This window comes from Pseudarthrobacter sp. AL07 (assembly GCF_029960665.1).
Lineage (GTDB): Bacteria > Actinomycetota > Actinomycetes > Actinomycetales > Micrococcaceae > Arthrobacter.
The window spans coordinates 234,888-261,585 of record NZ_JASBRB010000001.1; the positions used below are offsets into that span (position 1 = coordinate 234,888).

The 26,698-nt window shown below is 65.3% G+C and carries 19 protein-coding genes, 1 tRNA gene and 3 pseudogenes; 13 read left to right on the forward strand and 10 right to left on the reverse strand.

Annotation, left to right across the window (positions count from 1 at the left end):
* Nucleotides 1-21 precede the first annotated feature (21 nt).
* Nucleotides 22-621 carry a GDSL-type esterase/lipase family protein gene (locus QK290_RS01095; RefSeq protein ID WP_099093407.1) on the reverse strand — a complete coding sequence of 200 codons (600 nt, stop codon included), beginning with the start codon at nucleotides 619-621 and terminating at the stop codon, nucleotides 22-24.
* Between the two features lie 121 nt (nucleotides 622-742).
* A complete protein-coding gene (locus tag QK290_RS01100) occupies nucleotides 743-4,543 on the reverse strand; it encodes a multifunctional oxoglutarate decarboxylase/oxoglutarate dehydrogenase thiamine pyrophosphate-binding subunit/dihydrolipoyllysine-residue succinyltransferase subunit (protein ID WP_282328916.1) in 3,801 nt (1,266 codons plus the stop codon).
* 495 nt (nucleotides 4,544-5,038) lie between these two features.
* Between QK290_RS01100 and QK290_RS01105 the strand changes: the two genes are divergently transcribed.
* From QK290_RS01105 to QK290_RS01125, 5 genes are all read left to right on the forward strand, one after another.
* Nucleotides 5,039-6,373 carry a hemolysin family protein gene (locus tag QK290_RS01105; RefSeq protein ID WP_282328917.1) on the forward strand — a complete coding sequence of 445 codons (1,335 nt, stop codon included), beginning with the start codon at nucleotides 5,039-5,041 and terminating at the stop codon, nucleotides 6,371-6,373.
* Nucleotides 6,370-7,440: a hemolysin family protein gene (locus QK290_RS01110; protein WP_282328918.1), complete on the forward strand. Its 1,071-nt coding sequence runs from the start codon at nucleotides 6,370-6,372 to the stop codon at nucleotides 7,438-7,440. The genes QK290_RS01105 and QK290_RS01110 overlap by 4 nt, the downstream gene beginning before the upstream one ends.
* 115 nt (nucleotides 7,441-7,555) lie before the next feature.
* On the forward strand, nucleotides 7,556-8,560 hold the full coding sequence (locus QK290_RS01115) for a zinc ABC transporter substrate-binding protein (protein ID WP_282328919.1): 1,005 nt from the start codon (nucleotides 7,556-7,558) through the stop codon (nucleotides 8,558-8,560).
* The gene (locus QK290_RS01120) at nucleotides 8,557-9,372 is read left to right on the forward strand and encodes a metal ABC transporter ATP-binding protein (protein ID WP_282328920.1); all 816 of its coding nucleotides are present in this window, start codon (nucleotides 8,557-8,559) and stop codon (nucleotides 9,370-9,372) included. The genes QK290_RS01115 and QK290_RS01120 overlap by 4 nt, the downstream gene beginning before the upstream one ends.
* Nucleotides 9,372-10,247 carry a metal ABC transporter permease gene (locus QK290_RS01125; RefSeq protein WP_282328921.1) on the forward strand — a complete coding sequence of 292 codons (876 nt, stop codon included), beginning with the start codon at nucleotides 9,372-9,374 and terminating at the stop codon, nucleotides 10,245-10,247. Before QK290_RS01120 ends, QK290_RS01125 begins: the two co-directional genes overlap by 1 nt.
* A 115-nt stretch (nucleotides 10,248-10,362) precedes the next feature.
* Here QK290_RS01125 and QK290_RS01130 read toward each other — a convergent pair whose 3' ends face one another.
* Nucleotides 10,363-10,845 (reverse strand): Fur family transcriptional regulator, encoded by a 483-nt coding sequence (locus QK290_RS01130; RefSeq protein ID WP_282328922.1) that lies wholly within the window; start codon nucleotides 10,843-10,845, stop codon nucleotides 10,363-10,365.
* A gap of 110 nt (nucleotides 10,846-10,955) precedes the next feature.
* Here QK290_RS01130 and QK290_RS01135 point away from each other — a divergent pair, with 110 nt between their 5' ends.
* Nucleotides 10,956-11,612 (forward strand): MBL fold metallo-hydrolase, encoded by a 657-nt coding sequence (locus QK290_RS01135; RefSeq protein WP_282328923.1) that lies wholly within the window; start codon nucleotides 10,956-10,958, stop codon nucleotides 11,610-11,612.
* 7 nt (nucleotides 11,613-11,619) lie between these two features.
* Here QK290_RS01135 and QK290_RS01140 read toward each other — a convergent pair whose 3' ends face one another.
* On the reverse strand, nucleotides 11,620-12,699 hold the full coding sequence (locus QK290_RS01140) for a PLP-dependent cysteine synthase family protein (RefSeq protein WP_282328924.1): 1,080 nt from the start codon (nucleotides 12,697-12,699) through the stop codon (nucleotides 11,620-11,622).
* Nucleotides 12,700-12,793: 94 nt separating this feature from the next.
* Here QK290_RS01140 and QK290_RS01145 point away from each other — a divergent pair, with 94 nt between their 5' ends.
* The 5 genes and pseudogenes from QK290_RS01145 (at nucleotide 12,794) to QK290_RS01165 (ending at nucleotide 16,026) form a co-directional block, all read left to right on the forward strand.
* Complete coding sequence (locus tag QK290_RS01145) at nucleotides 12,794-13,669, forward strand: sulfurtransferase (protein WP_282328925.1); 876 nt, start codon at nucleotides 12,794-12,796, stop codon at nucleotides 13,667-13,669.
* Between the two features lie 55 nt (nucleotides 13,670-13,724).
* A pseudogene (locus QK290_RS01150) lies at nucleotides 13,725-13,994 on the forward strand (hypothetical protein); the annotation flags it as partial.
* A gap of 14 nt (nucleotides 13,995-14,008) precedes the next feature.
* Nucleotides 14,009-14,338 (forward strand): annotated as a pseudogene (locus QK290_RS01155) (ATP-binding cassette domain-containing protein); the annotation flags it as partial.
* A 93-nt stretch (nucleotides 14,339-14,431) separates the two neighbouring features.
* Nucleotides 14,432-15,601 carry an NAD(P)-dependent alcohol dehydrogenase gene (locus tag QK290_RS01160; RefSeq protein ID WP_282328926.1) on the forward strand — a complete coding sequence of 390 codons (1,170 nt, stop codon included), beginning with the start codon at nucleotides 14,432-14,434 and terminating at the stop codon, nucleotides 15,599-15,601.
* Nucleotides 15,598-16,026: an HIT family protein gene (locus QK290_RS01165; protein ID WP_282328927.1), complete on the forward strand. Its 429-nt coding sequence runs from the start codon at nucleotides 15,598-15,600 to the stop codon at nucleotides 16,024-16,026. Before QK290_RS01160 ends, QK290_RS01165 begins: the two co-directional genes overlap by 4 nt.
* A 41-nt stretch (nucleotides 16,027-16,067) precedes the next feature.
* Here the strand turns inward: QK290_RS01165 and hrpA are convergent, their stop codons facing one another.
* Complete coding sequence (gene hrpA / locus QK290_RS01170; RefSeq protein ID WP_282328928.1) at nucleotides 16,068-20,018, reverse strand: ATP-dependent RNA helicase HrpA; 3,951 nt, start codon at nucleotides 20,016-20,018, stop codon at nucleotides 16,068-16,070.
* A gap of 302 nt (nucleotides 20,019-20,320) precedes the next feature.
* Here hrpA and QK290_RS01175 point away from each other — a divergent pair.
* Nucleotides 20,321-20,665 (forward strand): annotated as a pseudogene (locus tag QK290_RS01175) (helix-turn-helix domain-containing protein); the annotation flags it as partial.
* Nucleotides 20,666-20,695: 30 nt separating this feature from the next.
* Here QK290_RS01175 and QK290_RS01180 read toward each other — a convergent pair.
* Both QK290_RS01180 and QK290_RS01185 read right to left on the reverse strand, forming a co-directional pair.
* The gene (locus QK290_RS01180) at nucleotides 20,696-21,037 is read right to left on the reverse strand and encodes a protealysin inhibitor emfourin (protein WP_282328929.1); all 342 of its coding nucleotides are present in this window, start codon (nucleotides 21,035-21,037) and stop codon (nucleotides 20,696-20,698) included.
* 60 nt (nucleotides 21,038-21,097) lie between these two features.
* Nucleotides 21,098-22,156 carry a M4 family metallopeptidase gene (locus tag QK290_RS01185; protein WP_282328930.1) on the reverse strand — a complete coding sequence of 353 codons (1,059 nt, stop codon included), beginning with the start codon at nucleotides 22,154-22,156 and terminating at the stop codon, nucleotides 21,098-21,100.
* Nucleotides 22,157-22,431: 275 nt separating this feature from the next.
* Here QK290_RS01185 and QK290_RS01190 point away from each other — a divergent pair, with 275 nt between their 5' ends.
* Complete coding sequence (locus tag QK290_RS01190) at nucleotides 22,432-23,901, forward strand: HNH endonuclease signature motif containing protein (RefSeq protein ID WP_282328931.1); 1,470 nt, start codon at nucleotides 22,432-22,434, stop codon at nucleotides 23,899-23,901.
* Between the two features lie 223 nt (nucleotides 23,902-24,124).
* Here the strand turns inward: QK290_RS01190 and QK290_RS01195 are convergent.
* From QK290_RS01195 to QK290_RS01205, 3 genes are all read right to left on the reverse strand, one after another.
* Nucleotides 24,125-24,197, reverse strand: a tRNA-Arg gene (locus tag QK290_RS01195).
* A 78-nt stretch (nucleotides 24,198-24,275) separates the two neighbouring features.
* Nucleotides 24,276-25,835, reverse strand: a complete 1,560-nt coding sequence (locus QK290_RS01200) for an oxidoreductase (protein ID WP_282328932.1) — start codon at nucleotides 25,833-25,835, stop codon at nucleotides 24,276-24,278.
* The gene (locus tag QK290_RS01205) at nucleotides 25,832-26,698 is read right to left on the reverse strand and encodes an FAD:protein FMN transferase (RefSeq protein ID WP_282328933.1); all 867 of its coding nucleotides are present in this window, start codon (nucleotides 26,696-26,698) and stop codon (nucleotides 25,832-25,834) included. The genes QK290_RS01200 and QK290_RS01205 overlap by 4 nt, the downstream gene beginning before the upstream one ends.

Below are 26,698 nucleotides of genomic sequence, written 5' to 3' on the forward strand. Positions count from 1 at the left end.
CGACTGAGGGGGGCTGGAAACCTACTCGGGGGCGTCCATGCCCAGCCATTGGAACCAGCCGCGGTGGAGGACCAGCCAGGCCATCAGGCCATAGCCCGCCTGCCCCGGCGTGCCAGTGTTGGCCGCAAGGTCCTGGCGCCACTGCTCGTGGTTCAGCAGCGGGGAGAACGTGTCCACATAGAGGTGCTTGCGCCTGGTGGTGACGTCAGCGAAAGCGGTGTTGAGATCGGCGAGCCGGCGGTTCTGTACCGGGTCCAGCGTGGGCGGCGGGCCCACGACAAAGACCTCGATCCGGTTCTGCGTGGCCGTATCCAGGATATTGGCCAGGTTCAGGCGGCTGCGGGCGGTGGAAAGGCCGAACTCGATGTCCCGGCCCGAGAGGCCGATCACCAGGCGGTTTTCGTGCTGGTCGCCGAACCGCCGGCCGGCCTCCTCCTGCCAGCGGGCAGCCAGCCCCTCCGTTCCTTCCTGGGGACAGGGGAGGGCGTACGCTTCCATGACCATTCCGTCCTGCGGAGTGCGGGCCAACACGCGGCCCAGCCAGCCGAGCGCCCTGGGATCGCCCAGCCCGGCAAGCAGTTCATCTCCAACAGCTGCGATCCGCAGCTTCCTGTCTTCCACAAGTCCCTCTTAACGTCCGTGCCGGTTGTGGCCAACCGGCGTGGCTATGATCCATCTTCATTAAACAGAGCTGCCCGGCCGGAGTCTGGTGTTTCGACGTCCGGCCGGGCAGCCACTGGTACTACTTCCGTGCAAATGCCTGCTTGAGGAGCGTATCCTGCTCGGCAGCGTGCCGCTTCATGGAGCCCGCCGCAGTGGAGGCCGACGCGGGACGCGACACCACGCGGACGCGCCGGTCCAGCGACTCCGGGAGGTTCAGTCCCATAAACGGCCACGGCCCCTGGTTTGCGGGCTCGTCCTGTGCCCAGACAACCTCGGCGTTCGGGTACTTGGCCAGTTCCGCTGCGATTTCTTCGTGCGGCAGCGGGTAAAGCTGCTCCACGCGGACAATCGCGGTGGTCTTGTCATCGGTCTTCTGCCGGGTGGACAGGAGATCGTAGTACAGGCGGCCGGAGACCAGCAGTACGCGTTCGACGGCGTCTGCCGCCAACTGCTCGTGGTCGCCGATGACGGGGCGGAAGGCGCCCGTGGTGAAGTCCTCGACGGACGACGCGGCTGCCTTGAGGCGCAGCAGCTGCTTCGGCGTGAAGATGATCAGCGGTTTGCGCGGACGGCTGTACGCCTGGCGGCGCAGCAGGTGGAAGTGCGAGGCTGCCGTGGTGGGATTTGCGACGATCATGTTCTCTTCGGCGCACATCAGCAGGAAGCGTTCGATGCGTGCCGAGGAGTGGTCCGGGCCCTGGCCTTCGTAGCCGTGCGGCAGCATCAGGACCAGGGAGGAGCGCTGGCCCCACTTCTGCTCGGCCGAGGAGATGAACTCATCGATGATGGTCTGCGCGCCGTTGACGAAGTCACCGAACTGCGCTTCCCACAGCACCAGGGCATCCGGGCGTTCCACCGAGTAGCCGTATTCGAAGCCCATGGCCGCGTATTCGGACAGCAGGGAGTCGTAGATCCACAGCTTGGCCTGGTCATCCGAGAGGTGGCCCAGCGGGAGCCACTCGCCGCCGTTGGCGCGGTCGTGGAATACGGCGTGGCGCTGCACAAACGTGCCGCGGCGCGAGTCCTGGCCGGCAAGCCGGACGGGAACGCCTTCCATGATCAGCGATCCGAAGGCCGCGATCTCGCCAAAGCCCCAGTCGATTCCGCCTTCGCGGGACATCTGCTCGCGCTTCTCAAGGAGCTGCTTGAGCTTGGCGTGGACGGTGAAGCCCTCGGGGATCTGGACGTGAGCCTTGCCGATGTGCGCCAGGGTTTCCGGCGAAATGGCAGTGGACGCCGGGGCGTTGGTGCCGAAGTCAGCCTGCTGGGCGATGGGACGCTCAATGTCGGAGACTGCGGCGGAGTCAGCGGTGATGATCGGGATGGGCGAGGTCTGCGCCGCGTGTGTTTCGGCGAAGACCCGTTCCAGCCGTTCCTGGTAGTCGCGGAGCAGCTGCTCGGCTTCTTCCTCGGTGATATCGCCACGGCCGATGAGTGCCTCGGTGTACAGCTTGCGGACGGAGCGCTTGGCTTCGATCAGGTTGTACATCATGGGCTGGGTCATCGAGGGGTCGTCCCCCTCGTTGTGGCCACGGCGGCGGTAGCACACCATGTCGATCACAACGTCCTTGTGGAACCGCTGGCGGAACGCGTAGGCGAGTTGCGCGATGCGCACCACTGCCTCAGGATCGTCACCGTTCACATGGAACACGGGCGCCTGGATCATTTTGGCGACGTCCGTGGAGTACGTGGACGAGCGCGACGACGACGGCGCCGTGGTGAAGCCCACCTGGTTGTTGACCACCACGTGGATGGTGCCGCCGGTCCGGTAGCCGCGGAGCTGGGACAGGTTCAGCGTCTCGGCAACCACGCCCTGGCCTGCGAAGGCAGCATCGCCGTGGACCATGAGGGGCAGCACCGGGAAGGCCTCGCCCTGGTCCAGGCGGTCCTGCTTGGCGCGGACGATGCCTTCGAGCACGGAGTCGACCGCCTCGAGGTGGGACGGGTTGGCAGCGAGGTAGACCTTGGTCTCGTTGCCGTTTTCCGAGGTGAACGTGCCTTCGGTACCGAGGTGGTACTTCACGTCGCCGGAGCCCTGTACGGAGCGGGGATCCTGCGTGCCTTCGAATTCGCGGAACACCTGGGCGTAGGTCTTGCCGGCGATGTTGGTGAGGACGTTCAGGCGGCCGCGGTGGGCCATGCCGATCGCAACCTCGTCCAGTCCGTCGTCAGCGGCATCGGAAATGATGGCGTCCAGCAGCGGAATCAGGGATTCGCCGCCTTCCAAGGAGAAGCGCTTCTGGCCGACGAACTTGGTCTGCAGGAAGGTTTCAAATGCTTCAGCGGCGTTGAGCCGGGACACGATGCGCAGCTGCTCTTCGCGGCTCGGCTTCGAGTACGCGTGTTCCAGCTGGTCCTGGAACCACTTGCGCTCTTCCGGCTCCTGGATGTGCATGTACTCGATGCCGGTGGTGCGGCAGTAGGCGTCACGGAGGACACCGAGGATGTCGCGGAACTTGAGCATCGGCTTGCCGCCGAACCCGCCGGTGGGCCACTCGCGGTCCAGATCCCACAACGTCAGTCCATAGGTGAGGACGTCAAGGTCCGGGTGCTTGCGCTGGACGTACTCCAGTGGATCGGTGTCTGCCATAAGGTGGCCGCGCACGCGGTAGGAATGGATAAGCTGCTGGATCCGGGCAACCTTGTTGATCTCGTCGGCCGGGTCCACCTGCAGGTCCGGGCTCCAGCGCACGGGCTCGTAGGGGATCCGGAGGGATTCGAAGATGTCGTCGTAGAAGTTCTGGGCACCGAGCAGCAGCTGGTGCACAAGCTTCAGGAACTCGCCGCTGCCGGCTCCCTGGATGACGCGGTGGTCATACGTGGACGTCAGCGTAAGGACCTTGCTGATGGCGTTCTGCGCAATGATCTTTTCGCTGGACCCCTGGAATTCGGCTGGGTAGTCGAGGGCGCCGACGCCGACGATGGCGGCCTGTCCCTTGGACAGACGCGGCACGGAGTGAACGGTGCCGATGCCGCCGGGGTTGGTCAGGGACACGGTGGTCCCGGAGTGGTCATCAGCGGTCAGCTTACCTGCGCGGGCACGCTTGATGAGGTCTTCATAGGTGTGCCAGAACTCGGAGAAGTTGAGGGTCTCCGCCTTCTTGATGTTAGGCACCATGAGCAGGCGGGTGCCATCCGGCTTGGGCATGTCAATGGCGATACCGAAGTTGACGTGGGCCGGCTGGACAGCACTGGGCTTGCCGTCGATTTCGTCGTAGTAGACGTTCATCGACGGGAACTGGGCCAGGGCCCGGATCACGGCGTAGCCAATGAGGTGCGTGAACGAAACCTTGCCGCCGCGTGCACGGGCGAGGTTGGAGTTGATGACCACGCGGTTATCGATCAGCAGCTTGGCCGGAATAGCCCGGACGCTGGTGGCCGTGGGCACTTCAAGGCTGGTGACCATGTTGGTGGCAATGGCCTTGGCCGGGCCGCGAAGAACGGAGACCACGTCTTCTTCCGGGGCCGTGGGTGCCTTGACGTTCTTGGGAAGCTGGGCGGGAATCGGCTGGGCCCCGCTTCCGGGCTCGGTCTTCTTCGCGCCATCGCGGGCGACCGTAGCGGGAGCTTTCTTTGCCGCCGCGGGGGCGGTGGCCGGCGCCGCCGGCTGTGCGGCCGGCGACGTTGCCGGTACAGCTGCTGCAGAAGCCGGGGGTGCCGGCGGTACAGCCGGCATTTCGCGAGTTGCGGGGTGGGCCACGGCTACAGCCGTGCTTCCGTTGGAAGAAGAACCGCTGCCTGAATCGAAGGACTCGAAAAGGGGCCACCATTTGGTATCCACTGTGTTCTTGTCTTTCTGATACTGCTCGTACAGTTCGTCAACGAGCCACTCGTTTCCGCCAAATTCCTCTGGTAGACGGTGGCTAGGCTGCTCTGGCACTTGAAATACGCCTCTTCCATGAGTTTGATTTCTCTCTGGCCGCCACGGTGCCGCAGCACAACATTCGAACCAGTCTCTGCGTCCTGAACCCGGACCGATGCCAGTCTAATGAGCATTCTGTGTTAACTGCCAATAACGGTGACCCAAATCATGGCAATGACGCGGAGATCACGGATTGTGGCGTCCGGAAGCTTTCCCGGTGCGGGCGCGACCACCCAGCGCCCAGCCGAAAGGCGCAATCTGCTCCTGTAGACTGAAATTCTTATGGACAGTAAATCTAGGTGCCGGCCTGGGGGCTGTCAGCGGAGCATCAAATACAGCACCGCGCAGTCCACCCGCAGAGCCGGCAAACCCCGAACACGCGCCCATCACTCTCCGTCAGCCCACCCCGGCGGAGCCCCTATGGAAACAGCATCGGCTTCGGCCGATCATCCTCCGCCGGGCCGTTTCCCCCGGCCTCACACCATTGCCTCCGGCCTTCGGGCGGGATGCTGAATGGAGTGGTTGCTCCTCGCGGCAGGCCTCCTGCTGATTGCCGGCACCGGCTTTTTCGTCGCCGTCGAATTTTCCCTGATTGCCCTTGACCAGGCCACGGTCCAACGTGCCATCGATAACGGTGACACGGGTGCCGTCCCGCTGCTCAAGTGCCTGAAATCCCTCTCCACCCAGCTTTCCAGCTGTCAGCTCGGCATTACCCTCACCACCCTTCTGACCGGTTACGTGATGGAACCGTCGGTGGGCCGCCTCCTCGAGGGCCCGCTGGCCGCCGTCGGAATTCCCGAAGTGGCGGCGGCACCCGTTTCCCTGGTCATCGCCATGGTGCTGGCCACGCTGCTGTCCATGCTGCTGGGCGAACTGGTGCCCAAGAACATGGCCATTGCGCTGTCCTTCCAGGTTGGCAAAGCATTGGCACGGCCCCAGCTGGTCTTTACGGCCATCTTCAAGCCCGCCATCGTGGTGCTCAACGGTTTTTCCAACAAGGTACTGAACGTCTTTGGCCTGGAGGCCAAAGAAGAGATTTCCGGTGCCCGGACCCCGGCCGAGCTCGCCTCCCTGGTGCGGCGCTCCGCTGCCATGGGAACGCTCGACGCCGGGACGGCCAACTTTGTGGCGCGGACCCTTAACTTCTCAGCCCGGACGGCTGCCGACGTTATGACGCCGCGGATCCGGATGGAGACCATCGATGCCGACCAGCCTGTGTCGGACATCCTGGACGCCGCCCGGCGCACCGGGTACTCCCGTTTCCCCGTCATCGGGGAGTCCTCCGACGACATCAAGGGCCTGGTCCACGTCAAGAAGGCCGTTGCCGTGCCGTGGGATAGGCGGGCCAACCTGGAGGCCGGAGCCATCATGACCGATGTCCTCCGCGTGCCGGAGACCATCCACCTCGATGCGCTGCTGGCGGAGCTGCGGGAGGGAAACCTCCAACTCGCGATCGTCCTGGATGAATACGGCGGAACCGCCGGCATCACCACCCTTGAGGACCTGGTGGAGGAAATCGTCGGAGAAGTGTCCGACGAGCACGACAAGGTACGCCCGGGACTGCTGCAGAGCGCCTCCGGCGACTGGTACTTCCCCGGGCTGCTGCGCCCTGACGAGCTTTCCGAACAGATTCCGGGGCTGACCGTTCCGGACGAAGCCGCCTACGAAACGGTGGGCGGGTACGTCATGAGTGAGCTGGGCCGGATCGCCGCAGTGGGGGACACCGTCGAGGTCGGCGGGGGCACGCTGAGCGTGACCAGGATGGACGGCCGAAGGATCGAGCGGATCTCCTTCCATCCGGCCGCGCCCGTAGTGGAGCCTGCTCCGGACGACAGGAGGGAACGATGAGTGACTGGGCCGGAATTGCCTGGCTGGTTGTCCTCCTGCTGGGGAACGCGTTTTTTGTCGGCGCTGAGTTCGCCGTGATGTCTGCCAGGCGCAGCCAGATCGAACCCCTCGCCGAAGCCGGTTCCAAGCGGGCGCAGACCACGTTGCGCGCCATGGAAAACGTCTCCTTGATGCTGGCCTGCGCGCAATTGGGCATCACCGTGTGCTCGCTGTTGATCCTGCAGGTCGCCGAACCGGCCATCCACCACCTGATGGCGGCGCCGCTGGAAGCTGTTGGGCTGCCGGGGGAAGTTGCCGACGTCGCAGCGTTCGCCATCGCCTTGATGGTGGTGACCTTTCTCCACGTGACGTTCGGCGAGATGGTGCCTAAGAACATCTCGGTATCGGTGGCGGACAAGGCTGCCCTGCTGCTGGCCCCGCCGCTGATGTTTGTTGCGAAGCTGGTCAACCCGGCCATCGTCGCGCTGAACTGGTCCGCCAACCACATCCTCAAGCTCCTGCGGATTGAGCCCAAGGATGAGGTGAACTCGTCCTTCACGCTCGAGGAAGTCCAGTCGATCGTGCAGGAATCCACCCGACACGGCCTGGTGGACGATGATGCGGGCCTGATCACCGGCGCCCTGGAATTCTCCGAATACACGGCGTCGCACATCATGGTTCCGCTGGACGATTTGGTCATGCTGAAGGCGGCCACCACCCCGGTGGAATTTGAAAAAGCCGTCAGTCGGACCGGGTTCTCACGGTTCCCGATGCTCGACGATGACGGCATGTTGTCCGGCTACCTCCACGTGAAGGACGTGCTGTCCATTCCCGAGTCGGATTACCAGCACCCCATCGCCGAGAGCAGGATCCGCTCCCTTGCCAACCTCGCGCTGGACGACGAAGTTGAAACGGCCATGTCCGTCATGCAGCGCACGGGCTCACACCTTGCCCGCGTGATCGGCGCTGACGGGCAGACCCACGGCGTCCTCTTCCTGGAAGACGTGATCGAGCAGTTGGTGGGAGAGATCCGGGACGCCACGCAGGCCACCGGCATCAGGAGGCTGGGCGAGCCGAACGGTGACTGAGCGCGCCCGGGTCCGCAGGGGACCGGCCCGGCTATCCTAAATAGGAATCATTCACATTTAGGGGTAAGCTTTTTGGAGACGCAAAAGTCCATCCCTGTACTGAACTGAGGTTTCCGTGCACCACACCGCCGCCATCCGAACGTCCCTCGCAGCCCTCGCCGGGGTGAGCCTGCTGCTCACCGCCTGCGGCTCCGGAGGCGGTGCACCGTCGGCGACGTCCGGCGCCGACTCATCTGCCGGCGTCGTCGACGTTGTGGCCTCCACCAACGTGTACGGGGACATCGCCGCGATCATCGGCGGGGACAAAGTCAACGTCACCGCCATGATCACCAAGACCAGCCAGGACCCGCACTCCTACGAGGCCACCGCGCAGGACCGGCTGCTGGTCTCCAAAGCGGAACTGGTGATCGAGAACGGCGGCGGATACGACGCCTTCCTCCACAAGATGGCCGACGACAGCAACATCCCGCACAGCAATATCGTCACGGCCGTGGAGGTAGGCGGCCTGGCGCCGGAGGAAGCGCACGCCGATTCGTCGCCGTCGCCGTCGGTTAGCGAATCAGCCGACGAACACGCGCACGAGCCCGGTGCATTCAACGAACACGCCTGGTACAGCCTGGATGCCATGGGTAAGCTGGCTGATTCGCTGGCGGCCAAACTGGGCGAACTCGAACCGGGCTCTGCGGCCCTGTTCACATCCAATGCCGCAACCTTCAAAGCCGGGGTGGACGGCCTGGCCGGCAAGCTCGCCGCACTGAAGGCCAACGGAACAGGCGCAGCCGTGGCCGTGACCGAACCTGTCCCGCTGTACCTGCTCGAGGCAGCCGGGCTGGAGAACAAGACTCCGGCCGACTACACCGCCGCGATCGAGGAAGGGTCGGATGTTCCGCCCGCGGCGCTGAAGGCAGCCACGGACCTGGCCGGGTCCAAGGACATCAGGTTCCTGGCCTACAACGCGCAGACAGAGGGACCCCAGACGCAGGCGCTGAAAAAGGCAGCCGAAGCAGCCGGCGTTCCCGTCATTGACTTCAGCGAAACACTGCCTGAGGGCAAGACGTACCTGCAATGGATGACGGACAATGTTGACAACGTCAGCAAAGTTTTGGAGACAAATAGTTGAAACCGGTGGTCAGCCTCCGCGGGGCGTCCCTGCAGTTCGGCAAACGCTTGCTCTGGGAGGATCTCGACCTGGACATCAGGCCCGGTGAGTTTTTCGCCGTCCTGGGTCCCAACGGCAGCGGAAAGACCAGCTTCCTCAAGGTTCTCCTGGGCCTGCAGGAACTGCAGTCCGGCCGGGCCACGCTTGGCGACCGTCCCGTGGAGCGGGGCAGTAACCTGATCGGCTACATTCCGCAGCAGAAATCCTTTGCTCCGGACACCCCCATGCGTGCCCGGGACCTGGTGGGGCTGGGCGTGGACGGCCACCGCTGGGGCCTGCGGCTGGGCAAGTCCCGGGCAAACCGCAGGATCGATGAGCTTCTTGAACTGGTGGGCGCCAGTGACTACGCCAAAGTCCCGGTGGGCCAGCTCTCCGGCGGCGAGCAGCAGCGCCTCCGGGTGGCACAGGCGCTGGCCACGGACCCCAAGGTCCTCCTCTGCGACGAACCGTTGCTGTCCCTGGACCTGCACCACCAGCAGGCCGTCAGCGCGCTGATCAACAAGCAGTGCCATGCCCAGAACAGCGCGGTGGTTTTTGTCACCCATGAAATCAACCCCATCATCGACTATGTTGACCGGGTGCTGTACCTGGCCGGCGGGCGGTTCCGCGTGGGGACCCCGGAAGAGGTCATGACCACCGATGTCCTGTCAGCGCTGTACGGCAGCCACGTGGAAGTCATCCACGCGAACGGGCGCATCGTCGTCGTCGGCCTTCCCGACGCAACCACGCACCACCATGCCGATGTCCACGCAACGGTTGGGGAGGTGGCCTGATGGATGCGGACAGCATCATCGGAGCGATCTTCAGCTTCGAGAACTACGGCGAGCTGCTGGTGCTGGTCCAGAACTCCCTCTGGGCCGGGGCCGTGCTGGGCCTGCTGGGCGGGCTGGTGGGCACCTTCGTGATGAAACGGGACCTGGCGTTCGCCGTCCATGGCATCTCAGAACTCTCTTTCGGCGGGGCCGCGTTCGCGCTCCTGATCGGCGCGGACATCGTGCTTGGCTCGCTGATCGGCTCGGTGGCGGCGGCGCTGCTCCTAGGCGTGATGGGCGTCCGGGCCCGGGACAAAAACTCCATCATCGGGGTGATCATGCCCTTCGGGCTTGGGCTCGGCATCCTGTTCCTGTCGCTCTACCAAGGCCGTGCGGCCAACAAATTCGGGCTGCTTACGGGGCAGATTGTCTCCGTGGACACCGTCCAGCTCCAGGTCCTCGCCGGCGCCGCCGTGCTGGTCATCGCAGCCCTGGTGGCCATCTGGCGCCCGCTGAACTTTGCCAGCGTTGATCCCGAACTGGCCGAAGCCCGCGGGGTGCCCGTGCGGACACTCGCGCTGATCTTTATGGTCCTGCTGGGAGTCAGCGTAGCGCTGTCCATCCAGGTGGTGGGGGCGCTCCTGGTACTGGCATTGCTGATCACTCCGGCAGCCGCGGCGCTCCGCGTGACCTCCGTTCCGGTGGCCGTGGTGGCCCTCAGCGTTGTTTTTGCCGTCACGGCTACGGTGGGCGGAATCCTGCTGGCCCTGGGTGGGCGGATCCCCATCAGCCCCTATGTCACCACGCTGTCGTTCCTGATCTACGTGGTGTGCCGCGTCGTGGGCAGTGTCCGCGCCAAGAAGGGCATCAACGGCCGTCTGGTGCACGCCCGCTGACACCACCTCCGCCGGGAGTTTTTGTCCAGATAATGCATCCAAATGGCCCCCGAACGTCGATTATCTGGACAAAAACTCGGGGGAGTGGGTGGAGTTGTTGCGGCAGCGCTGGCTGTCAGAGCTTGCCGGCGGCCCTGAGGGCGGTGCAGTCCGGGCACAGGCCGAAGATCTCCACGGTGTGAGCCACCTCGGTGTAGCCGTGTTCGGTGGCGATCCGGGCCGCCCAGGTTTCCACCGCCGGAGCCTCTACTTCCACGGCTTTCCCGCAGTTGCGGCACAGCAGATGGTGGTGATGCCCGGTAACAGCGCAGCGCCGGTAGACGGCTTCGCCCTCGCCGTTGCGCAGGACGTCCACGAGGCCGTCGTCCGCGAGGGACTGCAGGATCCGGTACGCCGTTGCCAGTGAAACTGAGACGCCCTTGTTCTGCAGGATGCGGTAGAGCTCCTGCGTGCTGACGAAGTCATCCAGCTCGTCCAGGGCAGCGCTGACGGCTACACGCTGCTTGGTGACGCGCTGCTCCTTGCCGGGCGCGCCGACGGTTCCTGCGCCGGATGCAGCGTTCGACGGCGTCGCGTCAGCTTTGGTGCCGAACGGCATGAACGTACTCGCTTCCCTGAGGGACGGTGGCAATCATCCAGATTACCAGCCGGGAGCGCGCCGCCGGACGTGCCTTGGACAGGCTTGGGGCCGGACCCTAGGCTGGCGCTATGAAGCTGACAAAATACACCCACGCATGCGTCCGGCTTGAGCAGGACGGCCGGGTGCTGGTGCTGGATCCGGGAACATACTCCGAGACCGCCGAAGCCCTGGCCGGGGCGCAGGCCGTGCTCATCACCCACGAGCACGGCGATCATGTGGATATGCCGGCCATGGTCAACGCCCTGCAGGGCTCGGACGGGCTGGCGGTCTTCGCGCCGGCCGGAGTGGCCGACCACTTGCGGGAAGAGGCACCCCAGGTGGCAGCCCGGATCCACACCGTTGAACCCGGCTCGACTTTTGACGCGGCCGGCTTCAACGTGCGCAGCTTCGGCGGACAGCACGCACTGATCCATCCACAGGTTCCCATCGTGGCCAACATCGGCTACCTGGTGGACGGCAACTTGTACCACCCGGGGGACTCTTTCATCATCCCGGACGGCCTCAGCGTGCAGACGCTGCTGGTTCCGATCCACGCACCGTGGAGCAAAGTCAGCGAGGTGGTGGATTTTGTCATCGCCGTGCGGGCCCCCCGTGCCTTCCAGATCCACGACGGGCTGCTGAACGAAACCGGCCTGAAGGTTGCAGAATCCCACGTGGCCCGGCTGGGCCGGAAATACGGTACCGAGTACACCCGCCTTACCCCGCGGGAATCGGTGGAGATCTGAACAGCAGCTACGCGCTCCAGACGCCGGTCTCGAAGAACCGGCGGATGACGTCCTCATGCGGCTCGGGGTCCAGGCCCTGGCCGGACAGCCATACCGGATTGTAGTAGTTGCCGGCATAGCGGTCCCCGCCGTCGCACATCAACGACACAATGCTGCCGCGCTGTCCCGCGGCGACCATTTCCGCCATGAGTTGCCAGACACCCCACAGGTTGGTGCCGGTGGACGGTCCGGCATGCAGGTCGGCGACCGTGCGCAGGTGCCGCATGGCCGCGATGGACGCGGCATCCGGGACCTGGATCATGTGGTCGATGACGGCGGGCACAAAGCTCGGTTCCATCCGCGGGCGGCCGATGCCTTCGATCCGTGAGGGCAGGCCGGTGCTGGTCCCGCCGGCACCGTTCACCCAGCCGGGATAAAATGCGGAATTCTCCGGGTCCACCACCGCAAGGCGCGTGTTGTGGCCGCGGTAGCGCAGGTAGCGGCCGATGGTCGCGCTTGTGCCGCCGGTCCCCGCGCCCACCACGATCCAGTGCGGAACGGGGTGTTCCTCCATCGCCAACTGCCCGAAGATGGACTCCGCAATGTTGTTGTTGCCGCGCCAGTCCGTGGCCCGCTCCGCGTAGGTGAACTGGTCCATGTAGTGGCCGTTGGACGTGGCAGCGACGTCCGCCGCCGCGGCGTAGACCTCTGAGGCATGGTCAACCAACAGGCACGAGCCGCCGAACTGTTCGATCAGCGCGATCTTCTCCGGGCTCGTCGTGCGGGTCATTACTGCCACGAACGGCAGCCCCAGGAGCTGCGCGAAGTATGCCTCCGAGACCGCGGTGCTGCCGCTGGAAGCCTCTACGATGGTGGTACCCTCGCGGATCCAGCCGTTGACCAGGCCAAAGAGGAACAGCGAGCGGGCCAGCCGGTGCTTGAGGCTCCCCGAACGGTGCGTGGATTCGTCCTTGAGGTAAAGCTGGACACCCCAGTGCTCCGGCAGCGGTACCGAATAGAGGTGGGTATCGGCAGACCGGTTGTTTTCTGCATTTACTTTTCGGATGGCCTCATCAGCCCAGGCCCGGTCCGCGCTCGCGTTCTTCACCCAACCAGCCTACCGGCGGCCCTCCCCGCCGGCCGCTTTGCCGGAGCTAGAGTTGGATCAGGAACTACACACCCCGGAATTGCCAAGGAGAACGATGGGTCCACTGATAGATGTCCCGGCTTTGGCGGCGCGTTTCGACGCCGGCCAGCGAACCGTGGTGCTGGACGTCCGCTGGGCGCTGGGAGACCCGCGCAGCCGGGAAAACTACCTTGGAGGGCACCTCCCGGGCGCAGTTTTTGTGGACCTTTCCACCGAGTTGGCGACGCCGGCCACTCCGGCCCGCGGCAGGCACCCGTTGCCCACCCACGACGAGTTCCAGGAAACTGCCAGGCGCTGGGGGATCAACAACGGCGACGTCGTGGTGGCTTACGACAACAGCGGCAACATGGCTGCCGCCCGCCTCTGGTGGATGCTCCGGAACGCCGGGTTCCAGGGCGTATACCTGCTCGACGGCGGCCTGGCAGCCTGGCGGGACGCCGGACGGCCGCTGGATGCCGGACCGGTGGACGCCGCCGTCGGGCGTGTTTCCTTTGATGTTTCCCCCGCTGGAGGCTGGATGCCCAGCATCGACGCGGCCGGAGCGGCAGACTGGCCCGCAACTGGCGTCCTCCTGGATGCCCGGGCCGGCGAAAGGTACCGGGGAGAATTTGAACCCGTTGACCCCCGTGCCGGCCACATTCCGGGCGCCCGCAGCGCTCCAACAACGGAGAACGTGGACGGGGCCGGCCTCTTCCTGCCGGCCGACCTGCTGCGGCGCCGGTTCGAGCACCTAGGCGTCCGCGACGGCGTCCCCGTGGCCGTGTACTGCGGCTCGGGCGTGACCGCCGCCCATGAGGTGGCCGCCCTCGAAATCGCCGGATTCCAGGCCGCGCTCTATCCGGGATCCTTCTCGGAATGGTCCAACAACTCGGCCCGGCCGGTGGCCACGGGAAGCGGCCCGAGCGGCCATGCGGCGGCCCGCGGGGGGTAGCGTCGAAGGATGACCCCGGGACGCCCCGTACCGCCGCCCCTTGCCCACCCCGTTGTGCGAGAGCTGCCTGGACGGCCTGGGACAGTACTGCGAAAGCGGGCTGACCGGGAGCTACGGCGCCAAGGATCCACGCAACGGCGACGCCATCACCCAGGGCGGCTACGGACCTTTCCCTCAGATCGACCTCATCATTGACACCGTGGCCGCGCCGCACGACCTGAATCCGATCTTCCGTACCCTGCGCGTGGACGGTGCGCTGTTCCAGCTGGGCTTGCCGTCCGACGCCATGCCGTCGGTCAACCCCGGAACCCTGATCAGGCGCCGGGCCAGGGCAACGGGCTCCTCGACATCGTGGGACTCTCATCCTGCGCGGACAAACCATCCTGCGCGGACAAACGCCCGCACCAGCTCTCCGGCGGACATCGCCAACGGGTCAACATCGCCCGCGCCCGGATGGGAGACCCCAGAATCCTGCTTGTCGACGAACCCACGGCAGCTCTGGACCACGAACGCAGCGACTCCATCGTCCGGCTGCTGCGCCGCGTCACCGACGACTTTATGGTTGCCACCGTTATGGTCACGCACAACACCGAATTCGTCCCGCTGATCGACGCCGTGGCCACCATGCGCGACGGTCACCTCACTGCCCCCGTGCTGACGGTGGCCTGAGGCTGCGCCCCGGTTCCGGGGAAAACTACTGGCCGGTATCGCTCTGAGCGGACGAATTAGATAACGGTACGGCAACGGGCGTAACGTCAGATTATGACTCCCGGACGACCCGTACCCCCGCCCCTCGCCACGCCCCTTCCCGAGCTGGGCGACGTCCCGCTGAACGATAACGTCCAGGCTGACGGCAGCACCCTCGTTGCAGCCTACGGCGCCACAGCCCCTGACAGCGGCCTGGTTCCGCTGACCGTTGCACGCCGTGCACCCAAGGCCGACGACGTCGAGATTTCCATCGACTTCGTCGGCCTGTGCCACTCCGATGTCCACGCCACCCGCGGTGAATGGGGCGGCGACACGTACCCGCTCGTTCCGGGCCACGAAATCGTCGGCCGTGTCAGCCGTGTCGGCTCCGACGTCGACGACTTCGCGGTCGGTGACCGCGTCGGCGTCGGCTGCATAGTCGATTCCTGCCGCGAATGTGAGGCCTGCCTCGACGGCCTCGAGCAGTACTGCGAAAACGGCATGATCGGCACCTACGGCGCCCAAGACCCGCGCAACGCCGACGCCGTCACCCAGGGCGGCTATTCCACCTCCATCGTGGTGGACCGCAACTATGTTCTGACCATCCCGGAGGGTCTGGACCCGGCCGCCGCGGCGCCGCTGCTCTGCGCCGGCGTGACGTCCTACTCGCCGCTGAACCACTTTGAGGTCGAAGAGGGCGACGTCGTTGGTGTCGTTGGCCTCGGCGGACTCGGCCACCTGGCCGTCAAGATCGCCAAGGCCATGGGTGCCGAGGTGAAGGTCTTCACGACCTCGGAGAAGAAGTTCGCCGCCGCCCGTGAACTCGGGGCAGACGAGGTCATCCTCTCCAAGGACGCGGCCGCGATGGCCGCCGCGGACCGCAGCATCGATGTCATCATCGACACCGTCGCCGCCCCGCACGACCTCAACCCGTACTTCCGCACGCTCCGCCAGGACGGCGCGCTGTTCCAGCTGGGGCTGCCCTCCGAGGCGATGCCGCCGGTCAACCCCGGTGCCCTCATCAGCCGCCGTATCGCCTACGCCGGATCGCTGATCGGCGGCATCGTCGAAACGCAGGAGATGCTCGACTTCTGCGCCGACCATGGGGTGGTGGCGGACATTGAACTGGTGCGCGCCGACCAGCTGAATGAGGCCTACGACCGCATGGTGGCAGGGGACGTCAAGTACCGGTTTGTGCTGGACACCAGTACCCTGCAGGCTCCGGGCGAGAAAGCAGACGCATGAGCACCTTGTTCACCAAGATCATCAATGGCGAGATCCCAGGACGCTTTGTCTGGCGGGAGGCTGACGTTGCGGCCTTCCTGACCACGGGTCCCCTGGCAGACGGACACACACTGGTGGTCCCCACCGAGGAGGTGGACCGCTGGACCGACTCGTCCCCGGAAACCCTCGCCAAGGTGATGGAAGTGGCGCGGCGGATTGGTGCCGTGCAGCTGGAAGTCTTCCCCGCCGAGCGGGCGGGGCTGATTGTGGCCGGATACGAGATCAACCACATGCACGTCCACATCTGGCCGTCCAGGAGCATGGCTGATTTCGATTTTGCCTCGGCCGACCAGAACCCGGACCCCGCGGTGCTGGACGCGAACGCAGAAAAGCTGCGCGCCGGGCTCCGGGCCGCTGGCTACGCAGAGTTCGTTCCCGCAAGCTGAGTCTGACGCCGGCGCTGCCTTTCCGGCCTCTGCCGGTAGGCCTAGGCCGGCGCGAGCGCCTTGTTCAGGACAGCCCTGATCCGCTTTTCGGAGACGGAATAGGCAGTGCCGAGCTCGACGGCGAACAGGCTCACCCGCAGCTCTTCGATCATCCAGCGGACCTGGATCAGTTCGGCACCCACCCGGCGTCCCGGCAGCAAGGCCGACACAGCGTCGTCGTAATCGTCTTCCAGCCGCTGGACCGCGGCCATGCTTAGCCCATCCCGCTGGACGTTGCCGGGGAGCTTTTCGATGCGTTTCTCGATGGCGGCAAGGTATCGGGGGAGCTGGCTCAGCTGCCTGTAGCCTGTACGGGCCACAAATCCCGGGAACACGAGCTGCTCAAGCTGGCTCCTGACATCGTTCAGGGCGCTGATGAGCGCCAGGCTGGTGGTGCCCTTCAGCTGTTTCTCGATCCGCCGGGTGCTGGCCAGGATGCGCTCCACCACGGCCGTCACACTAAAGACGGTATCGATCAGTTCCGCGCGGACCTGTTCATAGAGGGAGTCGAAGGACGCCCGGTCCCACGGAAGTTCCGCCGGGGTCAGTTTGTCCACTGCAGCAAGGGCACAATCGGCAATGAGGGCTGACACCGAACCGTGCGGATTCTGGCTGAACGTCAGCTTCTCGGTGTTGTTGAGATGCTCCAGGACGTAGCGGTCCGGTGCCGGCACCCTGAGGGCGAGCAGCCGGATCACACCGCCGCGCATTGCCTCGAGCTGCTCGGAGGAGGTCTGGAAGACGCGCAGCGCCACCGACGTTCCTTCATCCACCAACGCCGGGTAGCCGGTGACGGTGTGGCCCTTAACGGTGTTGCTGACCTGCCGCTGCAACGTGCCGAAGGCCCATTCGGTCAAGCCGGCCTGTTCTTGGAAGCCTGTGCTTGTGCCCGCCGAATTTCCGCCTGCCGATGACGCGGGTACGTTCCCGCTGGACTTTCCCTGTGACTTCGAATTTTCACGAGACTGCGGCGCGGTGGTTCCGGGCGTCGCCCCCAGTGATTCCGCAATGGCGCGGCGTGTTGCCGGGGCCAGCCGCTCCTGAAGGGCCGCGAGGTCCTTGCCCTCATCCAGCGCCTTGCCCTGGGTATCGACAACCTTGAAACTCACCCGCAGGTGGGACGGCACAGCGTCCCAGTTCCAGGAACCTGGGGGGATGACGTGGCCGCGGATCCGGCGCAGGGCCAGCTCCAGTGAAGCTTCCAGCTCATCATGCGCCGGATCGAAGTCAGATTCCAGGGCTGTAACGGCTTGCCGGGCCACATCCGGGGCGGGGACAAAGTTCTTGCGGACCTGCTTGGGGAGTGACTTGATCAGGGCAGCCACGAGTTCCGCGCGCTGGCCCGGGATCAGCCAGCGGAAGGCGGCATCATCGAGCTGGTTCAGGAAGAGCACCGGGACTTCGGCCGTGACACCGTCGGACGGGTTGGGCGGTGACCCTGGCGCCACAGGGTGGAACTCGTAGCTGAGCGGCAGATCGAAGCCCTTATGCATCAGGGTCTTCGGATAAGCGGCCTCGTCCAGGTCGTCGGCGTCGTTGAGCAGCAGTGACTTGTCGAAGTCCAGGAGGTCCGGGCTCTGCTGCCGGGCCTCCTTCCACCATTTGTCGAAGTGCCGTTCGGACACAACGTCGGGGCCGATCCTGGCGTCGTAAAACTCAAACAGCGTTTCGTCGTCCACCAGCAGGTCGCGGCGGCGCATCCTGGCCTCGAGCTCCTCGACCTCAAGGAGGAGGGCGCGGTTGCGGTGGAAGAACTTGTGGTGCGTTTTCCAGTCGCCTTCCACCAGGGCATGCCGGATGAACAGCTCGCGGGCCAACACGGGATCCACGCGGCTGTAGTTGACCCGGCGCTGCGGGATGATGGGCACGCCGTATAGGGTGACCTTCTCGTACGCCATGACCGCGCCCATTTTGGTGGACCAGTGCGGCTCGCTGTAGCTGCGCTTGACGAGGTCCGGTGCCACCTGTTCTGCCCAGGCGGGATCGAACTTGGCTGCGACCCTGGCCCAGAGGCGGCTCGTTTCCACGAGTTCGGCAGCCATCACAAACGTCGGGGACTTCTTGAAGAGCGAGGAGCCGGGGAAGATGGCGAAGCGGCTGCCGCGGGCGCCCGCGTACTCGCGCTTGCGCTCGTCCAGAATGCCGATGTGGCTCAACAGGCCGGACAGCAGGCTCATGTGGATGCCCTCGTGGTTGCCCACGGGATCGGCCAGGCGCTTGTTGTCCAGGCTGATCCCCAGCGGGCGGGCCATCTGGCGGAGCTGGGCGAAGAGATCCTGCCATTCCCTGACCCGAAGGTAGTTAATGAACTCGGTCCGGCACAGGCGGCGGAACTGGGTGGATGAGAGTTCCAGCTGTTTCTCCTGCAGGTAGTTCCACAGGTTCAGGAAGCCGGTGAAGTCCGAGTTTTCATCGCGGAAGCGGGCATGCTTCTCGGCGGCGAGCTGCTGCTTGTCAGTCGGGCGCTCGCGCGGGTCCTGGATGGTTAGTGCCGCGGCCAGAATCATCACCTCGCGGACGCAGCCGTGCTTGGCGGCCTCCACAATCATCCTGCCGAGGCGGGGATCTACCGGGAGTTGGGCAAGCTGCTCTCCGACGGCGGTCAGCCCGCCGCTCTTGGCGTCACCTGGCCTGACGGCATTCAAGGCTCCGAGCTCGCGCAGGAGCGTCACGCCGTCGTTGATTGCCCGCGAGTCCGGCGGCTCCACAAACGGGAAGTTTTCCACGTCCTTGGGCCCGCGGGCCACACCCATGGCGGTCATCTGCAGGATGACTGCCGCCAGATTGGTGCGCAGGATTTCCGGATCCGTGAACAGCGGCCGGGACTCAAAGTCCCCTTCCGAATAGAGACGGATGGCTATACCGTCCGACACCCGGCCGCACCGGCCCGAGCGCTGGTTCGCTGAAGCCTGCGACACACGCTCGATGGGCAGCCGCTGGACCTTGGTGCGGTGCGAGTAGCGGGAGATGCGGGCAGTGCCGGTATCGATGACGTACTTGATGCCGGGGACAGTCAGGGACGTCTCGGCCACGTTGGTGGCCAGCACAATCCGGCGGTTGCGGCCGGGGTGGAACACCTTGTGCTGTTCCTGCAGGCTCAAGCGGGCGAACAGCGGGAGCACCTCGGTGCCGGCCAGGCGCCGGTTGGACTGGATCCTGGCGTTCAGTGCCTCTGCTGCATCGCGGATTTCGCGCTCGCCGGAGAAAAAGATCAGGATGTCGCCCGGGGCCTCGGTGGCGAGCTCGTCCACGGCGTCGCAGACGGCGTCGAGGGGATCGCGGTCCTCTTCGAGTTCGTCGTCTGAGGCATCAGCGTCTTCGCCATCGGCGGGTCCGCCGGCTGGCTGGGACAGAGGCCTGTACCGGATCTCCACCGGGAACGTGCGCCCGGACACCTCGATGATGGGGGAGGGCTCGTCGTCGGAGCCGAAGTGCTTGGCAAAACGCTCCGGATCGATCGTGGCCGAGGTGATGATGATTTTCAGGTCCGGCCGCTGCGGCAGGATGCGCTTGAGGTAACCCAGGATGAAGTCGATGTTGAGGCTGCGCTCGTGTGCTTCATCAATGATGATGGCGTTGTATTTGCGCAGCAGCTTGTCGCGCTGGATCTCTGCGAGCAGGATGCCGTCAGTCATGACCTTGACCTTAGTGGCGCGGCTGACTTCCCCGGTGAACCGCACCTGGAACCCGACTTCCTGGCCGATCTCCACACCTAGTTCCTCGGCAATGCGCTCAGCGACCGTGCGGGCTGCTAGCCGCCGTGGCTGAGTGTGCCCGATCAGGCCGTTGTCGCCCAGGCCCAGCTCGAGGCACATCTTGGGGATCTGGGTGGTCTTGCCGGAGCCGGTCTCGCCGGCGATGATGGTCACCTGGTTCGCTGCAATGGCAGCCATCAGGTCCTCGCGGCGCTCGGAAACGGGCAGCTCAGCAGGGTAGGAGATATGAAATGTCATGGCTGCAGCCAGTCTACTGGGGCCGCGCCTGTTTCCCGCTCTTGCTGCTGGCAACCCCGCCGCCGCCCCGGCCGCTGATCCCGCCTTGCCCCGGACTAGCGGACTCCGCTCACCCAGGATATGAGGACGGGACCCGGCTCTTATGCGCCGGGTCCCGTTGTGTTAGTACTGATGGGTAAATATGGGCAGCTTAAGGCGTGCCTGCGGGTTAGGGGTTGCGCGGTGTGGAGTTGGTGCTCTGCAGGTCCAGGGCGGACCAGGCCTGGTTGGAGGTGACGGGCGGGGTATGGCCGCGGCCACCCTGTGGGTCGGCGCCGATGGAAGAGCTGCTGCGGTGGATGGTGCAGAACCTGGAGCAGGAGCACACAGTCGTTGAGTTGGCGTCGCGCGTGCACATGTCAGCCAGGACCTTCGCCCGCCGCTTCCGGTCCGAAACCGGGGCCAGGCCCGCTGCCTGGCTGAACTCGCAGCGGGTCCTCCGGGCGCAGGAGCTGTTGGAATCCACGGACCTGAGCATCGACGAAGTTGCCCGGGAATCTGGCTTTGGCCACCCCGTCCTGCTCCGGCATCACTTTGCCAAGGTGCTGGACACCAGCCCGCAGTCCTATCGCCGGGCGTTTCGGGGGCACCTGGTAACGGCAGGCTGACTGGAGAGGCTGCTACGCCTTGGCGGCGCCTTAAACCGGGGCGGGCCCTTGCGGACCAGGGTTCTCCGCCGGGCCCGGGGTGTCCTCGGAAGCTGCCCGGGTGCTGTCCACCAGCACACGCCATGGTCCTGTGACAGCCTGCTCGGGCAGCGCCGCGCGGCGCTGGCCGGCCCGGATCGAATAGATGAATCGGTCTGGTTGGTTGCCGTGCACCTCGGCGGCCGCGGCCCTGACGGTCTTGGGTACCGCATCCCAAGGGCATGCTTCCACAATTGGTTGCCACTGACTTTTGGCGCTATCTGTCTGGGCGTGCACTGTCCATACTCGGGACACGGCCGCGATGCCGCCACTGCGCTCCACACTGATCTTCATGGCCTCGGTCCTGGGCTTTCCTGCAGCCTGGCCGCTGGCTCGCGGCGGGCAGGCGTTCAACTAAAGCTTGACCTTCACAGTTTCCCACGCCTGCCGCACGGCGTCATGCTCTGGCGAATCGCTGCCGAAGAGGTCCAGGGCGGATGCCGCCGTTGCCTTGGCGAACACGCGGAAAGTGGCGGTGGCAGGCAGTGAGCCGCCGGTCAGTGCGTCGTACCAGATCCGTCCCGGTGCCTCCCAGGCGTTGCCGCCAAGTGACTCCGCCGTGAGGTAGAAGGCCCGGTTGGGGATGCCGGAATTGATGTGGACGCCGCCGTTGTCGGCGCTGGTGCGCACATACGAGTCCATCGAATCTGGCTGCGGATCCTTGCCCAGCACGTCGTCGTCGTACGCTGCGCCCGGCGCCTTCAGGGAGCGGAGAGCCGATCCCTCAACCTGAGGTGTGAAGATTCCCTCACCGATGAGCCAGCTGGCATCGGTCACGGACTGGCTATTCAGGTACTGTTCCACGAGCGCGCCGAAAACATCGGACATGGATTCGTTGAGTGCACCTGCCTGGTTGCGGTAAGCCAACCCCGCCGAGTACTGGGTGACGCCGTGCGTCAGCTCGTGCCCGATGACGCTCAGCGACCGCGTGAAACGCTCGAAAACTTCGCCGTCCCCGTCACCGAAGACCATCTGCCGGCCGTCCCAGAAAGCATTGTCGTAGAGCCTGCCAAAGTGCACTGTGGCATCGAGCGGCAGGCCTTCGCCGTCGATGGAGTTGCGGCCGAAGATGTCGGCAAAGAGGCGGTGTGTGTGCCCAAGGCCGTCGTAGGCCTCATCAGCAGACTGATCGCCGAAAGCCGGTTCGCCTTCCTTGCGCACCAGCCTTCCCGGCAGGTTCTCGGAACCGCCGGCATCATAGATGCTCCTGTTGGGCGGGCCGGTGCGGACCTGCCGCAGTGCCGGGGGAACGGCCGGGACCGGCAGGGTACGGGCCGACAGGACGGACCGGACGTGGCTCAGTGCTTCTTTGGCCGCCCGCGCAGCCGCAGAAAACTGCGGCTCGTCCAAGCGAGCCAACCGCCGCAACAAATACGGCGGAATGATGGAACAGAATGTGGCTGGAACGTGCATGGCCTACCCCTCGAGTTCGTTGAATCAGCCTACGAGCGGCCACCGACAATCTGATGAAGGCGCACGCAATCCAGCGCGAACGGACAGCTGTGGCGACGACCATGCGCGAAGGGTCATTTAAGCCCCACCCGGCGCAAGGGGACGCTGGAGGCTCTGAAGTGCACGGCGCGATTGAACGCATCAAAAGTCGCGTCGATGTTCTCCGAGTCGCGGAGTTATGCACATAGGCATTCAGCTTCGCCGTTATTGTCGGACCCTCCGGGGATGATTTGTGTATGGATAGCAGAGCAGCTGTGGCGACGGCGGAGGCCCTTTCGGTGTCTTTCGCGGAGCTTGCTGCTGTGCTCCGGGGCGGGCCGGAAGCCGCCGGCTTCGGGGATGCTGATCCGTTGCGCCGGGTAGCGGATGATTTCCTGGACGGGCTGGCGGAGATCTCACGGTTGGACGCGAAAAGTGCTGCCCTGAAGGTCTGGCTGGCTGCCGGCTACAGCGCCGCTGCTGAGGCCCTTGCGGGCCCTTCCGAGTCCCCGCAGGACCACACCGGGCAGGAGATGGCCGTGATTGCCGAGGTCGCGTGCGTGCTGACGGTCAGTGAACGCGCCGCCAGTGCCCTGCTCGCTGAGGCACACGCGCTGACTACCGCCCTGCCGCTGACGTTCTCGGCGCTGCAGGCCGGGGTCATTTCGTGGCAGCACGCGAGGATCATGGTCGATGAAACCGTGAACCTGGACCCTGCAGGCTCGCAAGCTCTCGAAGGGCATTTCCTGGACCCGGACGTCGCGAATCCGGCCCGTGGGTGCCCGGCCGGTGAGCTCGCCCCCGGGAGGTTCCGGCACAAGGCCCGCACCTGGCGGGAACGCCATCATCCGGTCAGCATCGAAAAGCGCCACGCAAGGAGTGCTGCCGATCGGCGGGTGGAGTACGCCCCGGACCGTGACGGGATGGCCTGGCTCTCCGCGTACCTGCCCGCCGATCAGGCGGCCGGGATCTGGGACCGGACCACCACAGCCGCGAGGGCCCTCCAGGGGCCTCATGAGGGCCGGACTCTCAGCCAGCTCCGCGCCGACACCGCCGCGACCTGGCTCCTCGGCGCCAACACCAGCGCCGGGGCTGGAACCGGTGATGAGGGTAGGGAAAACAGCGGCAGCGCGACCGGTGAAACGAGCCACCAAGAGACCGGGGGCATCGCCGTGAGCGGCGGTGTTCCCTCACCCCGGGCACAGGTATTGATCACCGTCCCGGTCATGGCGCTGCTTGGCCTCACGGATGAACCGGCCATGCTCGACGGATACGGCCCCGTCCCACCGTCCATGGCCCGGCACCTGATCGCCGACGGTGCCGAATCCTTCCACCGGGTCCTGATCGACCCGCGAGACGGCGCTCCTTTGGAGATCGGACGGACCAGCTACCGGCTCACAAAAGCCCAACGCCAATGGCTCAGACTTCGGGACGGCAGATGCCCGTTTCCCGGCTGCAGCAATCACTCCCTCGACAACGAAGCCGACCACCTCCTCGCCTGGGCCTACGGAGGCAGCACCGGGATCAGCAATCTCGGCCAGCCTTGCCCCCGCCATCACCGACTCCGCCACACCACAGCCTGGACACCCACTACAGCCACCAAGAACGAACCACCCGGCTGGACATCACCGTCCGGACGCCACTACACCAGCGAACACCCCGACTGGGAACCACCACACTGGCCAGCAAAGCTGACGACAGGTGCATCGAGCGCCACACCGCCGTAGCCCGGGCAGCATCGCGGGTCTTTAATCCAGGCCCACGGTCAGGCGAGGAGTCTGACGAGCCGGCCTGCGGCTCAACACGGTGGCCGCTATCCGCACGTACGACTTCGCTACGGCGTCCAGTGTCCCTTGATGCTGGGCGCTAGGGCCCCAAGTGTTTGCTCGCGCCGGGGGTGGAACGCAGAAAACCCCCGCCGCTTTTGCAAGCGGCAGGGGTTTTTCTCTGTGCCCTCGATTGGAATCGAACCAACGACCTTCTGCTCCGGAGGCAGACGCTCTATCCCCTGAGCTACGAGGGCAATTCAGGGATCCTGCCGTTGCCAGCGGGACGTCCTAGAGCTTAGCAGGAAGGTGCCTGCAAGGAAAAACGGCCGGCGTCAGTAGCCGGAAAACGAGTCAACATGCACCCGTCGAGCGCCGGCTTTCCGGGCTGCACGGCGCAGCGAAGCGACGCTCGCAGGGGACCCGGAGATGTAGACGGCGCGGTTGGTAATGTCGGGCACCAGGACCTTCAGGGAATCTCCGTCCAGCCGTCCAGCGGCGGCACCCCCGGACTCCGGCGTCCCGGCATCGGTGATGAACGACGGCGGGACGGAACCGTCCGCGAGGCGAGCCAGGATACGCGCCCCGGACGCCTGCAGCTCGGGCGCATAGGCAATTTCCGCAGGATTGCGTGCCAGTAGAAGCAGCACCACGTCCCGGTCCTGGGCCGCGCCGGAAGACAGATGGGCAAGAAAAGGCGTGATGCCAATGCCCGCGGCGATCAGGAGGACGGGGGTTCGGGGATCGCGGGGCAGGACAAAATCTCCGCCCACGGACGTGGCCGCCACTTCGTCACCGGGCTTCAGGTCCAGCAGGACTTTCTTCGCCGCGGACAGGGGCTCGGCCGTCCGGACGCCAAACGTCACCGTCTCCGAACCGGGGGCACTGGTCAAACTGAACACCCGGCGTCGGCCTTTACCGTCTGACTTCGCGTGCGGCAGATCCAGTTCCATATACTGTCCCGGCACAAAGCGGATGGGCCGGGACGGTTCAAAGGCAAACTCCGTGGTGCTCGGCGTCAACGGACGGGAGCCCGTGAACCGGAGCCTGAGCCCGCCCCGCTGGCCCACGAGAAACGCCAGCAGGTTGCCGGTCAGCAGTGCCAGTTCCGGAGAGTTGGCGATGAAGCCGAAGTTGTAAGGGAGTGCGAAGAGCGCGCCAACGACGGCAGCGAGTGCGAGCTGTTGCCAGCGGCGTGGCGCGAGGGTGAGAGGCTCTGTCAGCATAAAGCCGACGAAGAACAGCAACGGTCGTTGGGCGAGTGCCTGCCAGAGTGCGCTGCCCAAGGTGAGCCCTGCCTGCATCAGCTCAGCGCTCACAATCGCCGTGGCAACCACAAGGAACAAGGACGCCATCAGCAACTTCCGTGTCCGGTACAGGACCAGGAGGATCCCCGGGATCAGCAGCCAGAGCATGGCGGGGGTCGCCGCCCACCATGTCGCTATGTTCAGTCCGGTCAGCCCGGTCACGAACGCTCCGGCAGCGGCGGGGTTGAAGATGTGCCGGCCACGCCAGGCCAACGCGTATTTGGAGGCGGAGGCCAGCACACAAGCCAGGGCCACCCCCGCCATATCCAGGGGCGTAAAGGAGGGCCAGAACAGGAAATACAGCAGCAGGCCGGTGATCAGCGACGACTCGGAATGCGGGCGGACGTGGAAAAGGGCGGCCAGCCCGCGGTTGGACACATAGGTCAGGCCAAGACACATCGCCAGGTGGACCAGCATCTGCGGGATGCCGAACGTCAGCCAGCCAAGGGCATTCAGCAGAAGGCTGTACGCGGCAAGAGCGGCCAGTACCAGGAGGATCAGCCGGTACATCGTGTACTTGCCCAACACGGCGTCCAACCGGCCGGCGGTGAATACGGCAGTTGCCTTGGGGGAGTCAACGGGGCTCATGAGAACAGTGTCCCTTCAAATCCGGCTGAGTAGGCGGCACTGCCATCAGAAAAAACCGTGAGCCAGGAAAAATCGAATGTCTGTTCCAGTTCGCTGCCGGGGACAAAGAACAGGGCCGTGGCCAAAGCATCGGCAGCCATGGTGCTTTCAGCCATGGTCCACGTGCCCACCGCGGTGCTGACGGGTAGCCCTGTGGTGCCATCGAGCACATGGTGCAGGCCGTCGCCCCATGCCCGTCGGTTTGAGGCTGACGCGCACAAGGCGTTGCCTGCCAGCGACACAGTGCCGATGGCCCTCGCCGAATCGTACGGGTGCTCCAATGCCACGGACACCGGATCAGGCCCGCGGTGAAGCAGGTCGCCGCTGGCGTCAATCAGGAAGGAATCCACGCCACAGGAGCGCAACTCAACAGCGAGAAGGTCCACCAGTTGTCCTTTCCCAACAGCACCGATATCCAGAACCACGGGGGCGAAGGTGGTCAGAACCTGGCCGTTCCACGTCAGGACGTCCTCCCAGCGGGGTGCCGGAAGTGCGGACCCTTCAGGCCGGAGGGAATATGCGGCGTCGTACCCGAGGCGCTCCAGGCTGCCGCCGATCAGGGGCGTCATCGCTCCGCCGGTGATGTCATACAGCGAGCGGTACAGCCAACCAAGGTCGGCGGCTTCCGCCGGCAGCTCATACCGCCCCGGCTCGCGGGCCATGGCACTGACTGTCGAATCGGACCTAAAACGGGACCAGTCGCCGTCGTACCGCTCCACCAAGGTGAGCAGTCGGGCCCGGACACTGGCATCGAGCGGACTGGGCGTGGAGATTTCCCACCGGGTACCGATGCCGTCGAAGCGGAAGTCCTCCGGGTCCGGCAC

Coding starts and splice junctions, on each gene's coding strand:
- QK290_RS01105 (WP_282328917.1), top strand. CDS start 5,039: ATGGAGTGGTTGCTCCTCGCGGCAGGCCTCCTGCTGATTGCCGGCACC.
- QK290_RS01110 (WP_282328918.1), top strand. CDS start 6,370: ATGAGTGACTGGGCCGGAATTGCCTGGCTGGTTGTCCTCCTGCTGGGG.
- QK290_RS01125 (WP_282328921.1), top strand. CDS start 9,372: ATGGATGCGGACAGCATCATCGGAGCGATCTTCAGCTTCGAGAACTAC.
- QK290_RS01130 (WP_282328922.1), bottom strand. CDS start 10,845: ATGCCGTTCGGCACCAAAGCTGACGCGACGCCGTCGAACGCTGCATCC.
- QK290_RS01135 (WP_282328923.1), top strand. CDS start 10,956: ATGAAGCTGACAAAATACACCCACGCATGCGTCCGGCTTGAGCAGGAC.
- QK290_RS01145 (WP_282328925.1), top strand. CDS start 12,794: ATGGGTCCACTGATAGATGTCCCGGCTTTGGCGGCGCGTTTCGACGCC.
- QK290_RS01160 (WP_282328926.1), top strand. CDS start 14,432: ATGACTCCCGGACGACCCGTACCCCCGCCCCTCGCCACGCCCCTTCCC.
- QK290_RS01165 (WP_282328927.1), top strand. CDS start 15,598: ATGAGCACCTTGTTCACCAAGATCATCAATGGCGAGATCCCAGGACGC.
- hrpA (WP_282328928.1), bottom strand. CDS start 20,018: ATGACATTTCATATCTCCTACCCTGCTGAGCTGCCCGTTTCCGAGCGC.
- QK290_RS01180 (WP_282328929.1), bottom strand. CDS start 21,037: ATGAAGATCAGTGTGGAGCGCAGTGGCGGCATCGCGGCCGTGTCCCGA.
- QK290_RS01185 (WP_282328930.1), bottom strand. CDS start 22,156: ATGCACGTTCCAGCCACATTCTGTTCCATCATTCCGCCGTATTTGTTG.
- QK290_RS01190 (WP_282328931.1), top strand. CDS start 22,432: ATGGATAGCAGAGCAGCTGTGGCGACGGCGGAGGCCCTTTCGGTGTCT.
- QK290_RS01200 (WP_282328932.1), bottom strand. CDS start 25,835: ATGAGCCCCGTTGACTCCCCCAAGGCAACTGCCGTATTCACCGCCGGC.